Below are 13,594 nucleotides of genomic sequence, written 5' to 3'. Positions count from 1 at the left end.
CTCTCGGCGTGTCGTACCAAGAAATTCTGATCCGGCGGCGCAAACTGGCGCACCTTACATAGGAGTCAACGAATAAGTGGTGTTCCGTTGACGCGCGGGACGTCCGATTGCGGCCGCGATGGCGTGCAGTTGCTCGACCGTACGCGCGGAGCCGTGCTCAGACCCGGCCATTCGCGAAATGGTCTCCTCCATCAGCGTTCCGCCGAGGTCGTTGCAGCCGCCCTGAAGCATCGCCGCGGTGCCCTCGTCGCCGAGCTTGACCCACGAACACTGAATGTTGGGTATCCGACCGTGCAAGAGGATCCGGGCCATCGCGTGGACCGCGCGATTCTCCCGCCAGGACGCTCCGGCGCGGGCGATGCCGGCGAGGTAGATGGGGGCGTTGGTGTGGACGAACGGCAGCGCCACGAACTCCGTGAAGCCGCCGGTGTCGTCCTGGATCCCGGCCAGCACACGGAAATGGCCCAGCCAGTGTCCAGGGTGGTCGACATGCCCGTACATCATCGTGGCCGAGCTGCGGATGCCCAGCCGGTGCGCGGTGGAGACGACGTCGATCCAGGCCGCCGCGGGCAGCTTGCCCTTGGTCAGGACCCATCGGACCTCGTCGTCGAGGATCTCGGCGGCTGTGCCGGGAATGGTGTCGAGCCCAGCCTCGCGCAACCGCGCCAGCCAGTCGTGGACGGACACGCCGGCCTTGGCGGCACCGGTGACGATCTCCATCGGGGAGAAGGCGTGGACATGCAACCCTGGTACCCGTTCCTTGATCATTCGAATCAGGTTCGGGTAGATCTCCACCGGAAGTCTCGGGTCGATTCCGCCTTGCAGGCAGACTTCGGTCGCGCCGAGCCGGGCCGCTTCCTCGGCGCGGTCCGCGACCTCGTCCACGCTGAGCCGGTAGGCGTCGGCGTCGCGCTCCCGTTGCGCGAACGCGCAGAACCGGCAGCCGACGTAGCAGACGTTGGAGAAATTGATGTTCCGGTTGACCACATAGGTCACGTCGTCGCCGACGGCCTCGCGCCGCCAGCCGTCCGCGATCGCGGCCAGCTCGTCCAGCCGCTCACCCTCCGCGGCGAACAAGGCCAGGGCCTCGCTCTGATTCCGCGGGTCCAGCAGGCTCGCGGGGTCGCTCGCGGCCCGTTTCAGTCCCGCCGCCAACTTCGGGTACGCCGAAAGCAGTGGCACGGGCTGGGGACCGTCGCGCAGCACCGTTTCTTGCAGCACAGTCCAGTCGCCGTACACGCTGTCGAAGTCGGACCGACGGTCGCCGGTGCGCCCCTCGTCGTCGACCGCCGCGTACAGGTCGGTGCGGCCGGCCGAGAAGACCTCCTCCGGCTCCTGCCACGGCCGCCCGATCGGGAGGGCTTCCTCCCGGGCGAGCCCGGTCGCCGGATCAGCCAACGCGGCCACGTGACCGTGCAGGCGCGGATCCAGCCACGGTTCGCCGGCCAACCCTCGTTGTGCGTACCCGGGGTAGATGGTCAGGCGCTCGCGGAGCTGGAAGCCGGCCGCGGCCGTGTGCCGCGCGAGTGTGTCGATGAGCGGCCACGGGCGTTCCGGGTTGACGTGGTCGGCGGTGACGGGTGAGACGCCGCCCCAGTCGTCGATGCCGGCCCGCAGCAGCAGCTCGAAGTCGCCCGCCGCCTCGACCAGGTTGGGCGGGGCCTGGATGCGCGTCTTGGGGCCGCAGACCAGCCGCGTGACCGCGATGGTGGCGGCGAGGTCGAGCATCTCGGCGTCCGGCGCGGACCGCATGGCGGTGTCCGGCTTGGCGCGGAAGTTCTGGATGATGAGTTCCTGGATGTGGCCGTACTCGCGGGCGACGCGGCGCATGGCGAAGATCGCGTCGACGCGCTCTTCCCGCGTCTCGCCGATCCCGATGAGGATGCCCGTGGTGAACGGCACACCGACCCGACCGGCGTCCTCCAGGACGCGCAGCCGGACGGCCGGCTCCTTGTCGGGCGAGCCGTAGTGCGGGCCGCCCGGCTCGGACCACAATCGCGTCGCGGTGGTCTCCAGCATCATCCCCATGCTCGGCGCGACCGGCTTGAGCCGTTGCAGATCCGCCCAGCTCAGTACGCCCGGATTGAGGTGCGGCAGCAGCCCGGTCTCCTCCAGCACCGCGATCGCCGACGCGCGTACGTAGTCCAGTGTGGAGTCGTAGCCGCGCTCGTGCAGCCAGTCCCGGGCGGCCTCCCACCGGTCCTCGGGCCGGTCGCCGAGCGTGAACAATGCCTCCTTGCAGCCCTGTTCGGCCCCCTGCCGGGCGATCTCGAGGACCTCGTCGCGCTCCAGGAACGGGCTCGGCACGCGATGCGGGACGGTGGCGAAGGTGCAGTAGTGGCAACGATCACGGCAGAGCCGGGTCAGCGGGATGAACACCTTCTTGGAGAACGTGACGACCCCCGGCCGGCCGGCCTCGGCCAGCCCGGCGTCGCGTACGCCCCCGGCGACGGCCAGCAAGGCGTCCAAGTCCTCGCCCCGAGCGCCGAGCAGGACTTCGGCCTCGGTCCGATCGAGCTGCCTCCCCTCGCGCGCCCGATGGAGCGCGCGCCGTATGCCTGAGGATCCCCCTGAAGATTGCGCCACGAGCAGCAGCCTACTGCCGTTGGACACTCGGCACCCCTACCGGTGCAGGCCCGGCCGACCGATTCGGTGACGTGAGAGAGGATGGCACCATGCGCATGACGGTGATCGCCGGTGGCATCGGCGGAGCTCGTTTCCTTCAGGGCGTCCGGGCGTACGCCCGGACGATCGGCGGCGAGGTGACCGCGATCGTCAACGTCGGCGACGATGTGACCCTGCACGGCCTGCGGATCTGCCCCGACCTCGACTCGGTGATGTACACCCTGGGCGGCGGCAACGACGCCGAACGCGGCTGGGGCCGGGCGAAGGAGACCTGGACGGTCAAGGAGGAGCTGGCCGCGTACGGGCTGGGCCCGGAGTGGTTCGGGCTCGGCGACCGGGACATCGCCACCCACCTGACCCGGAGCGTCATGCTCACGGCGGGCTACCCGTTGTCCCAGGTCACCGAGGCGCTCAACCGGCGCTGGCAGCCCGGCGTTCGGATGATCCCGGCGACCGACGACAAGGTCGAGACGCATGTCGTGATCTCCGCCGCCGACGCCGCCGACCAGGGGCTGGTGACCTCGGGGACGGCCACCGCCGCGCTGGAGGGCGGCGAGTACGCCATGCATTTCCAGGAGTGGTGGGTCCGCTATCGGGCCGGCATCCCGGCGAAGAAGTTCGTCTTCGTGGGTTCCGAGCAGGCCGCGCCCGCGCCCGGCGTGGTCGACGCGCTGACCGACGCCGACGTCGTCCTGATAGCGCCGTCCAACCCGGTGGTCTCCGTCGCACCGGTGCTCGCCATCCCCGGCGTACGCGCGGCGCTGCTGGCCGCCCGGGGTCCGGTGGTCGGGGTGTCCCCCATCATCGCCGGGGCGCCCGTCCGGGGCATGGCCGACAAGTGCCTCGCCGCGATCGGGGTCGACTGCACGGCCCAGGCCGTGGGCGGGGCGTACGGCGCCCGGGGTTCGGGCGGCATCCTCGACGCCTGGCTGGTCGACACCAGCGACGCCGGGATCGTCGTCCCCGGCGTGACGGTCCGATCGGCTCCGCTATGGATGACCGACGAGGACGCCACCGCCGCCATGGTCCGCGCCGCCCTGACCGCCGGAGGTGTCGCGTGACCCTCCCCGACGGCGGTTACGCCGTTCTCCCGATTCGCGGCATTCCCGAGGTACGCCCCGGTGACGACCTCGCCGCGCTGATCATGCGGGCCGCGCCCTGGTTGCAGGACAACGACGTGCTGGTGGTCACGAGCAAGATCGTGTCGAAGGCCGAGGGTGCGCTCGTCCCCGTCCCGACCGAGGGGCCCGACCGGGAAGCCGCCCGGGAGGCGGCGCTGCAATCGCAGACGGCGCGGGTCGTCGCCACCCGTGGGCATACCCGGATCGTGCAGACCCACCACGGCTTCGTCATGGCCAGCGCCGGTATCGATGCCTCCAATGTGGAGCGCTCACAGTTGGTGCTGCTACCCAAGGACCCGGACGCGTCCGCCCGCTCACTGCGGTCCGACCTGCTCGAACGCGGGCTCGACGTCGCCGTGATCGTCTCCGACACGATGGGCCGCCCGTGGCGGAACGGCCTCACGGACGTCGCCCTCGGCTCGGCCGGGCTGGAGCCGCTGCGCGACCACCGGGGCGAGACCGATCCGCACGGCAACCAGCTGCACATCACCCAGATGGCGGTGGTGGACGAGCTGGCGGCCGCGGCCGAGCTGGTCAAGGGCAAGATCGACCAGGTGCCGGTGGCGGTGATCCGGGGCTACCTGACCGCCACTACGGCGGACGCCGCACCGGTGGTGCCGACGCTCGTCCGGGACGCGGCCAACGACCTCTTCTCGCTCGGCACCGCCGAGGCGATCGAACTCGGCCGCACCACCCCGCTCCCCTGACGGTCGCCTTCGGCGCTGGATCACGGATCTCGGTCGAATCTTGGTCCAGGATCCGACCCGGAACCCTGATCCAGCGCGGACAAAACGGGCGCGGAGGGCGACGCGGAATGTCCGTCAGGCTTCGAGGAGGCTGCGGCCGAGCACGGTCGGCAGATGCCGGACGCGGTTGCCCTCCCGGACGCTCATCACCAGGCCGGAGTCCCGCAGCACGGTGAGGTGCTGGCTGGCCGAGGCGGGCGAGATGGCCAGCTTCTTGGCGACCTCGCCGGTCGTCGAGCCGTGCGCGATCGCCTCGAGCACGGCGGCTCGCGTACGCCCGATCAGCTCGCTCAGCGCCTTCGGCCGGCCCAGCTCGCCGCCCGCCCGGTCGATCGGGTAGACGAGCACGGGCGGCAGGGCTTCGTCGACGAGGGTGATCGGGCGACCCGGCGCCTTGAAGAACGACGGGACCAACGTCAGGCCGCGGCCGTTCAGATGCAGCTCGCGCTCACCCCGGTAGGACTCGATCTCGATCGCGTCGCCGGTCCAGCGGGCGCCCGCGCTCAGCCCGGCCAGGAGCCCGTCGACCCCCTCGTGGGCCAACAGTCGGCGACGCTGGACGAGGTCGGATTCGACCGCTGTGCGTACGCGGGACCAGATGGGGTCGAGGGCGACCTCCCGATAGCGGACGAGCGACCGGCGCAGCCCGCTCATCCCACCGGCTCCGACCAGGTCGGTCGCCGCCGGTGACGGCCGGGCGTGCCGGGCGAGCAGGTCGAGGTCGCGCCGGACCAGCCGACGGGACGTACGGAGCAGGGCGTCGACGCCGGCGGAGAACCCGGTCCGGCCCTCGGCCGGGGTGAGGAAGTCGGGGAAGTAGCCGACCGGTGGGTTCAGTTCGAGCAGCAGATCGACTTCGGCTCGATCCTGTCCACCCATCACCAGACGATCACCAACAGTTCGTCGCCAATCACCCAGAGTAAGGTCCGGACGGCGCGATCGCAGCAAGTGGATGCTCAGACTGAGCTCCCACAGCGGGTCCGGCGCCGAGGCAAGCCGCGTACGCGCGAGGTCGGCGCCGGTGAAGTGGATTCGCAGCATCTTCCACCAGCCGGACGGGGGCGTTGAAGAAAGACTCTACCCACCCACCCGACCAGGGTGTTTCGGCCAGGACTGAAAGACGGTGATCTGACAGGAACCCTTACGGCAGGATGTCGGGACGGCGGGGACACGGGCGATCGGTGATTCGGGGGAACACCGCTCGCTCGTGAACCTGCCCGCGACGCTGGCGTCAGAGCACCTCGGAGCCACGCTCCTTGAGGGAGTCCACCAGCTTCTTGACCTCCTGCGCCCGATCCCGGGGGCACACCAGGACGGCGTCCGGGGTGTCGACGATGATCATGTCGCGTACGCCGAGCGCGGCGACGATCCGGCCAGTGGTCGGGATGATCAGGCTGTCCGCCACATCGTGCAGGATCACGCCTTCCTTGACCGTCACGTCGTCGTCGGCGTCGCTGCGCTCACCCAGGATCACGTTGCCGTCCCCGTCCGGCGGCAGCACCTCGCACAAGGTGTGGAAGTCGCCGACGTCATGCCAGCCGAAGTCGCCCGGCACCGTGCCGACCAGGCCCTGCGCCGCCGCGCCCTCCATCACCGCGTAATCCACCGAGATCTTCGGCAGCTCCGGCCAGATCTCGAGCAGCGCCCGCTCCCGGTCGTCGGTGTCCCAAGCGGCGGCGATCTTCGTCAGGCCCGCGTGCAGCTGCGGCTGCTGCCGGCTCAGCTCCGCCAGGAACACGTCGGTACGCCAGACGAACATGCTCGCGTTCCAGAAGTAGCGGCCGGAGGCGACGTACTCCTCGGCCACTTCCTGTGAGGGCTTCTCCTTGAACTCGACGACTCGGCTGATCGAACCGGAGACGACCTCGCCACAGTGCAGGTAGCCGTAGCCGGTCTCGGGATGGGTCGGCTGGATGCCGACCGTCATCAGCAGACCCTGCTCAGCCCCGGCCACTGCCTGCCGCACGACGTCGACGAAGACCGCCTCATCGCGTACCAGATGGTCGGCGGCGAAGGAACCCATCACTGCACCGGGCGCGCGGAGCTGGATCACCGCGGCGGCCAGCCCGATCGCCGCGCACGAGTCGCGTGGCGACGGTTCCACGAGGATGTTGGCCTCGGGCACGTCCGGGAGCTGGCGGGCGACCGATGTGGCGTGCGCGGCCCCGGTGACGACCAGGGTGTCCGCGGGCGGCGACAACGGCGCGAGCCGCGACACGGTGGCCTGCAACAACGTCGCGGCCGTCCCGGTCAGCGGGTGCAGGAACTTGGGGTTCGCCGCCCGCGACAGGGGCCACAACCGAGTTCCACTGCCCCCGGCGGGGATGACGGCATGCAACATCGCGCCATTCTCCGTGGTTCGACCATCCGCCATGCGGCTCCCTCCAGGGCAGTAATCTTCGCCTCACGGTGGGCAGCGCCGAACGGCCTCCCCCACCGGCGCGTTCACCAGCTCGCGGCCGCTGCACAGCGCTCGGCGCGAGACGGCATTCGCGTCGTGGCCCACAATTTACGCGGTTTTGCCCTATCTCGCAGCTCGGGACCAAGCGGCCAGATGCGCCTCGGCGCTCGCCGCCCAGGTGAACTCCTTGGCCCGGGCGAGCCCGGCCTGCGCCAGGGTAACGCGGCGAGCTTGGTCCTCCAGCAACGCGAGCAGATCCTTGGCGATCCGATCCGGATCCTCACCGGTGTACGCCACCGCGTCGCCGCCGACCTCGGGCAGGGAGAGCCGCGGCGTGGTCAGCACCGGCGTCCCGCAGGCCATCGCCTCCAGCACGGGCAGGCCGAAGCCCTCACCATGACTCGGGTACGCCGCCACCGCCGCCCCACCCAGGAAACCGGGGAGGTCGGCGTACCGGAGATAGCCGGGACGCAGCAGGCGCAGGTGGGCCGGCACCTCGGCAACGGCCCGATCGATCTCGTCGTCGTGCCCGGAACCGCCGGCGATCACCAACGCGGGCGGGTTCGGCAGCTCCTTCACCGCCAGCACCCAGCCGCGGATCAGGTTCGGCACGTTCTTCCGCGGCTCCTTCGCGCCGAGGAAGGCGAGATAGTCACCCGCGCCGAGCCCCAGACGGGCGCGTACGCGAGCCTTCTCGGACTCCGACGGCACGTGGAACGCCTCCGGGTCGACCCCGTGGTACGCCACGTCGATGCGGGTGGGATCGGCGTCGAGCAGCCGGATCAACTCGTCCCGGGTGGCCTTGCTCGGCACGATGACCCGGGCCGCTCGGCGCAGCGACGTCTTGATCGCGCTGCGGAAGAAGGTCCGCTTCGCGGCGTCGTAGTGCTCCGGCTCGGTGAAGAAGGTCGCATCGTGCACCGTCACCGTGACCGGGCAGGTCGCGCGCAACGGGCAGGTGTAGAACGGTGAGTGCAGGACGTCGGCGCCGAGCTGCTGAGCCAGCAGCGGGAGGCCGGTCTGCTCCCAGGCCAGCCGGGCCGGGCGATGCGCGACCGCCGCCGGCGCGCCGACGACGTCGGCGAGCGGCAACATCCGCTGGTATCGCTCCACGTCGGTGCGCTGGGCGACGACGCTGATGCCCTCGGTGTCGACCAGGGCGCCGAGCAGACCGTCCAGGTAGCGCCCCACCCCGCCCCGGTCGGCTGGAACGCTGGTGGCGTCGACGAGCACGCGGGCCACTGTCACTCCTTCGCCGCGGCGCTATGAAATCGCTGTGTTGGCAATCGCTGTGCGCCGCATCACAGATGTCGGCTCTACCTTACGCCCGCACGTCGACGGTTGCGGGTCCGCGACGCGACACCTGGCTGAAGTGCGTGAGTTAGCGTGACCATGTGTCGACGATGTCCTCCGCCTTCCTGGCAGCCGTTTCCGCCGATCCGGCGCGTCCCCTGCTCACGTGGTACGACGACGCCACCGGCGAACGGACGGAACTCTCCGGTGCGACCCTCGCCAACTGGGTGTCCAAGACCGCGAACCTGCTGGTCGACGGCTGCGGCCTCGGCCCCGGGGCGAATGCGGCGATCGAGCTGCCCCCGCACTGGCAGACCGCGGCGCTCTACCTGAGCGTGTGGACGGCTGGACTCTCCATCTCGGCCGAGTCGCCACTGGACGTCGCCTTCGTCGGCCCAGGTGAGACCGCCGACGCGCCAGACGTCTTCGCCGTCGGGCTGCACCCCTTCGCCCTGCCCGTACGCGACCTGGCCCCGGGCGTACAAGACTGGGTGTCGTCCGCGCGTGTCCACGGCGACCACTACAGCGGACCACGCCCGGCCGGCACGGATCTCGCCCTCGGCACATTCACGCACGACTCACTCGTCTCATTCGCGTCCACCCGGGCCGCAGCAATGGGACTCACCGCCGGATCCCGCGTGCTGCTGGCCATCGACGACCACCCCGACGTGGTCGACTGGCTCGTGGCCCCGCTCGTCGCCGGCTGCACCCTCGTGCTGTCCGCCCACACCGAGTCATCCACTTTGGAGAAGCGGGCGGTGGTGGAACGAGCGGTCCTCGTTTCGCGGCCTTAGCTCATGTTTTTTTTGCAGCTCCGCCGGGCTTCGCCCCGTTACCTTGCTTCGCGCCGCTCCGCTCACCCACGCTCGCCTCGCCGCGCCGGCAGTCACCCCGCGCTCGCCGCGCCTCGCCGCTGCACGCCCAAGATCATCGGTGGCCGACATTCTTGGGTGTCCCGACGTCCAAGATCGTCGGTGGCCGACGTTCGTGGGCGTTCCAACGTCCAAGATCGTCGGTGGCCGACGTTCGTGGGTGTATTCGTGCGGTAATCGTCGGCTGCCGACGATCTTGCAGTCGCCTCAGAGCGGCTTCAGCGTGTCCGGGTCGATCAGCACGGTCGGCTCCTCGCCCGGCTTCGCCGACTCAGCCTCCGGCAGCCCAGGTTGCGGAGTCGCCGATTTGGGCGACTCAGCCTTGGGCGATTCAGCCTTCGGAGGCTCCGGGGTCGGCGCGGACTCCGTGAGCTCCTCCTCAAGGCGCGGAATCGAGATCTCCTGGTCGGCGGCCCGATCCCGCGTCGGCACCGGCGGCGTGGTCAACGCAACGGCAGGCGGCGTTGGAGACGTCGGCGCGGACTGAGCAGGCGGCACAGACGGCGACGCGGCGGGCGTAGCCGCGACCGGCCCAGCAGACACAGACGGCGACGCGGCGGGCGTCGATGCGGGCTGAGCCGACGGCGCAACGGCTGCGGCGGCCGGCGTCGGCGCAACGGCAGCGGGGGCCGTCGGAGCGGCGGCTGCAGCTAACCCGTCTGGCGCGGCGGGCGCGGGCGACATCGGCGTAGCCAGGACCGGCGGCACGACGACAGGCGCAACAGGTGTCGAGGCGGCAGGCATCGCAGGTGTTGGCGCGACGGATACGGATGGCGCGTCGGGCCTGGCGGGTGCCGCAGGAGGCATCGCCGCAGCGGGTGCGACGGGCACGGCAGACGGCGTGGACCGAGCGGACTGAGCGGACTGGGCGGACGGTGCGGCGGCGGGCGCAGCAGACGGTGCGGCGGGTGGCGCCACCGGGCCCGGGGGCACGGGCTGAGTAGCCGCGGCGGACGGAATCACGACGGTCGCGGCGGCGGGCGCAGCAGACGGTGCGGCGGGTGGCGCCACCGGGCCCGGGGGCACGGGCTGAGTAGCCGCGGCGGCCGGAATCACGACGGTCGCGGCGGCGGACGCCGTCGGCAAAACGGGCGGTGTCGGCATCACCGACTGCGGAGAAGCCACGGGCGGCGGAGAAGCCACGGGCGGCTGTGGCACCGCGACTGGGGCGGCGTACCGGGGGTAGTGGAGCGTCGGCGGGGACACGTCCGGCATCTGTTCGGTCACCGGCTCGGGTTGCGTGGCGTACCGGGTCGGGGCGTACGCGGACGGCGGTTGCTGGGGCGGATACGCCTGGTACGCCACCTGCGCAGCGGGCCGGATGTCGTAACGGCTCCAGCGCCGGGGGCTGGCCAACGTCGCGAGCAATGGGACGGCCAGCAGTACGCCGAGCCCGGAGCTGCCGATCACGTCGATGCCGAGGATCTCCACACCGAGCAGGTTGAACCGGGCTCCGATGTCGTCGAGGACCCGCTGGTAGCTGACCGGGTCCACCAGCGGCCAGGCCGGCATGCCCAGGAAGAAGAATCCAGCCAGCGCCGGGCCGACCGGGGACAGCCGGGCCATCACGAGGACGGCGTACACGATGCCGCCGACGACCAGGGTGGCCAGGGCCAGCACGATGGCCAGCGGTCGCGCGTCCACGCCGCGCTGGGTCGCCTGCCCGAAAGCGCTGAGTCCCAGGCCGGTCAGCAGATACACGATCGGCGCGAGGATCAGGGCGAGCAGGAACGAACCGAGATGACGCATGCTCGGGCCTCCAGGTCGGGTGTGGTCAGCGGATCGGCGGCGGCGCCCACGGTCCCGTCAGCGGCGGCGAGCCCGGAGGTTCGGGCGTCGTCGGCGACGCGGCCGGGACGGCCGTGGCCGGGGTGTCGGCGGGGAACGGCCGCCAGGCCGCGACCGCGTCGATACGTCCAGTGTCGACGACTGGTTCAACGGGAGACGCCGCTGGAGGGAATTTCGGGCGTCCACGCCACCGGCTCGGGCTCGCCGCCGCCAGGAGCAGTGCGACTCCGCTGATGAACAGGACGGGTGAGTAGACGCCGACCCAGGGCACGACGGTCACGCCTTCGGCCAACCGGAATCCGAGCGAGTCCAGAGGTACTCCGACGCCGAAGAGGGTGGCCAGGAGGCGGGGTGCGACGAGCAGGAGCCCGGCGACGATCGGACCGACGGGAGAGGTCTGCAGGCAGGCCAGCGCACCGAGCAGGAGTCCCATCGCGCAGTAGATCCCAGTCTGGACCCCGGTCGTGTCAGCCCAGACCTCGACGTGGAAGTGGATCGAGGCCAGCTCGACCAGCATGGGCGCGACGATCAACCCGGCGAGGAGGCTCCAGACGTGACGCATGCGCGCAGGCTACTCGCGCGTTCGAGCGCCGAACATCCCACATAAGTCGGCCCATGGCGATGTATGGCGGAGCCATCTCACCACCGTGCGGCTGGGTGGAAGGATGCGGCAAGATGGGCGGGCCAGGTCAACGATGACCTCGGGCGGGAGGAGTAGATCATGACCACGATCCTGTGGCGGCCGCCTGCGGACGTCCGGCAGACGTCCCGGATCGGCGACTATCTGCGGTGGCTGTCGGCCGGGCAGGCCTGGGAGTTCGAGGCGTACGCGGATGTGTGGCAGTGGTCTGTCGACGATCTGCCCGGGTTCTGGCGGTCGATCTGGGACTACTTCGACGTCGTGGCCCACAGCGAACCCACCGAGATCCTGTCGGGCGGCTACACCATGGGCGCTCCCTTCGGCCCCGGTACGCCGTTCGGCCCGACCGGGACGTGGTTCCCGGGCGCCCGGCTGAACTATGCGGAGAACGTCCTGCGGATGCCGGGTGTGGCCGGCGACGCCCCGATCGTCCTGGGGCGGTCCCAGAGCCGCGAGCCGATCGAATACACCGCCGACCAGCTCCGTGACCAGGTCCGCCGGGCCGCCGCCGGGTTGCGCCGACTGGGCGTCGAACCCGGTGACCGCGTGGCCGCGTACCTGCCGAATGTGCCGGAGGCGCTCGTCCTGCTGTTGGCGACCGCGAGTCTGGGGGCGATCTTCACCTCGTGTGCGCCGGAGTTCGGCACGCGGAGCGTGACCGATCGATGGACCCAGATCTCGCCGGTGGTGCTCGTGGCGGTGGACGGCTACCGCTATGGCGACAAGCTCGTGGATCGCCGGGCCGAGGTGGCCGGGATTCGCGCCGCCCTCCCGTCGGTACGCGCCACCGTCGGGCTCGACTACGCCGGCCAGGGCCTGAACGCCGATCTGAGCTGGGCCGAGCTGACCGCCGACACCGACGAGCCGCTGAGCTTCACCCCGGTCGCGTTCGACGAGCCGCTCTACATCCTCTACTCGTCCGGCACGACCGGGCTGCCGAAGCCGATCGTCCACGGGCACGGCGGCATCCTGCTGGAGCATCTCAAGATGCTGGCGCTGCACCACGATCTCGGTCCAGGCGACCGGATGTTCTGGTTCAGCACGACCGGCTGGATGATGTGGAACTACCTGGTCTCCGCCCCGGCGGTCGGCTCCGCCATCGTGATGTTCGACGGCAACCCCGGCTGGCCCGATCTCGGCGCGCTCTGGCGCATGGCGGAGCAGACTCAGACGACGTTCTTCGGCACGTCCGCCCCGTTCCTGCTGGCCTGCCGCAAGGCCGGGCTGTCGCCGAAGGACGAAGCGGACCTGAGCCGGCTCAAGGGACTCGGCTCGACCGGCGCCCCGCTCCCGCCTGAGGGCTTCCGCTGGGTCTACTCCGACGTGTCCGACACGCTCCAGTTGCAGTCGTTGTCCGGAGGCACCGACGTCTGCACCGGCTTCGTCGGCAGCACGCCGCTCAACCCGGTCTACGAGGGCGAGATCGCGGCGCGCTGCCTCGGGTCGCGGGTCGAGGCGTACGACCCGACGGGGCATCCGGTGCTCGGCGAGCTGGGTGAACTGGTGATCTCCGCGCCGATGCCGAGCATGCCGGTCGGGTTCTGGGGTGACGACGACGGCAGCCGCTACCGGGAGGCGTACTTCGACGTCTTCCCCGGCGTGTGGCGGCACGGCGACTGGGTCACCATCACCGACCACGGCAGTTGCGTCATCACGGGGCGCTCCGACGCCACCCTCAACCGCGGCGGGGTCCGGCTCGGCACGGCCGAGTTCTACTCCGTGGTCGAGGCGCTGGACGAGGTCGTCGACTCGGTCGTGGTCCATCTCGAGGACACCGAGGGCGGTGCGGGCGAACTGCTGCTCTTCGTCGTGCTCTCGGACGGCTTGGAGCTGGACGACGCGCTGCGCGCCAAGATCGCGCGCGAGCTGCGTACCGCGCTCTCGCCCCGACACATTCCGGACGCGATCTACCAGGTCACAGCCGCGCCGCGCACCCTGTCCGGGAAGAAGCTCGAGGTCCCGGTCAAACGCATCCTCACTGGTACGCCGGTCGACCGCGCGGCGGCGAAGGGTGCGTTGGCCAACCCCGAGTCGCTGAGCGCGTTCGAGAAGCTCGCCCGCGACCGCCCCCACTGACCCCGGTTCGGTGCAGATCACGGATACGCAGG

9 protein-coding genes and 1 pseudogene are annotated in these 13,594 nt (G+C 70.7%); 4 read left to right on the top strand and 6 right to left on the bottom strand.

The annotated features are described in order from the left end of the window. Positions 1–54: 54 nt before the first annotated feature. Complete coding sequence (locus tag HDA40_RS25950; protein WP_372502965.1) at positions 55–2,613, bottom strand: bifunctional FO biosynthesis protein CofGH; 2,559 nt, start codon at positions 2,611–2,613, stop codon at positions 55–57. 62 nt (positions 2,614–2,675) lie between these two features. On the opposite strand from HDA40_RS25950, the gene cofD reads away from it, so the two are divergent. Beyond that, positions 2,676–3,686 carry a 2-phospho-L-lactate transferase gene (gene cofD, locus HDA40_RS25945; protein WP_253760158.1) on the top strand — a complete coding sequence of 337 codons (1,011 nt, stop codon included), beginning with the start codon at positions 2,676–2,678 and terminating at the stop codon, positions 3,684–3,686. Continuing rightward, a pseudogene (locus tag HDA40_RS25940) lies at positions 3,617–4,438 on the top strand (coenzyme F420-0:L-glutamate ligase); the annotation flags it as partial. The gene cofD and the pseudogene HDA40_RS25940, both read left to right, overlap by 70 nt. 129 nt (positions 4,439–4,567) lie before the next feature. Here HDA40_RS25940 and HDA40_RS25935 read toward each other — a convergent pair. The 3 genes from HDA40_RS25935 to HDA40_RS25925 all read right to left on the bottom strand — a co-directional run bounded on the left by HDA40_RS25935 (position 4,568) and on the right by HDA40_RS25925 (position 8,126). After that, positions 4,568–5,371, bottom strand: a complete 804-nt coding sequence (locus tag HDA40_RS25935) for an ArsR/SmtB family transcription factor (protein WP_253760157.1) — start codon at positions 5,369–5,371, stop codon at positions 4,568–4,570. A gap of 352 nt (positions 5,372–5,723) precedes the next feature. Continuing rightward, a complete protein-coding gene (locus HDA40_RS25930) occupies positions 5,724–6,833 on the bottom strand; it encodes a mannose-1-phosphate guanylyltransferase (protein WP_253760156.1) in 1,110 nt (369 codons plus the stop codon). Between the two features lie 183 nt (positions 6,834–7,016). Beyond that, positions 7,017–8,126 (bottom strand): glycosyltransferase family 4 protein, encoded by a 1,110-nt coding sequence (locus HDA40_RS25925; RefSeq protein ID WP_253763816.1) that lies wholly within the window; start codon positions 8,124–8,126, stop codon positions 7,017–7,019. Between the two features lie 170 nt (positions 8,127–8,296). Between HDA40_RS25925 and HDA40_RS25920 the strand changes: the two genes are divergently transcribed. Further along, positions 8,297–8,980 (top strand): TIGR03089 family protein, encoded by a 684-nt coding sequence (locus HDA40_RS25920; protein ID WP_253763815.1) that lies wholly within the window; start codon positions 8,297–8,299, stop codon positions 8,978–8,980. A 285-nt stretch (positions 8,981–9,265) separates the two neighbouring features. On the opposite strand, the gene HDA40_RS25915 is transcribed toward HDA40_RS25920, so the two are convergent. Together HDA40_RS25915 and HDA40_RS25910 are read right to left on the bottom strand one after the other, a co-directional pair. Continuing rightward, positions 9,266–10,807 carry a hypothetical protein gene (locus tag HDA40_RS25915; protein ID WP_253760155.1) on the bottom strand — a complete coding sequence of 514 codons (1,542 nt, stop codon included), beginning with the start codon at positions 10,805–10,807 and terminating at the stop codon, positions 9,266–9,268. Positions 10,808–10,832: 25 nt separating this feature from the next. Beyond that, positions 10,833–11,408 (bottom strand): hypothetical protein, encoded by a 576-nt coding sequence (locus HDA40_RS25910; RefSeq protein WP_253760154.1) that lies wholly within the window; start codon positions 11,406–11,408, stop codon positions 10,833–10,835. Between the two features lie 159 nt (positions 11,409–11,567). Here HDA40_RS25910 and HDA40_RS25905 point away from each other — a divergent pair, with 159 nt between their 5' ends. Then, a complete protein-coding gene (locus tag HDA40_RS25905; protein ID WP_253760153.1) occupies positions 11,568–13,562 on the top strand; it encodes an acetoacetate--CoA ligase in 1,995 nt (664 codons plus the stop codon). Positions 13,563–13,594 lie beyond the last annotated feature (32 nt).

Source organism: Hamadaea flava (assembly GCF_024172085.1).
Lineage (GTDB): Bacteria > Actinomycetota > Actinomycetes > Mycobacteriales > Micromonosporaceae > Hamadaea > Hamadaea flava.
This window is presented reverse-complemented; position numbering and strand designations above follow the sequence as displayed.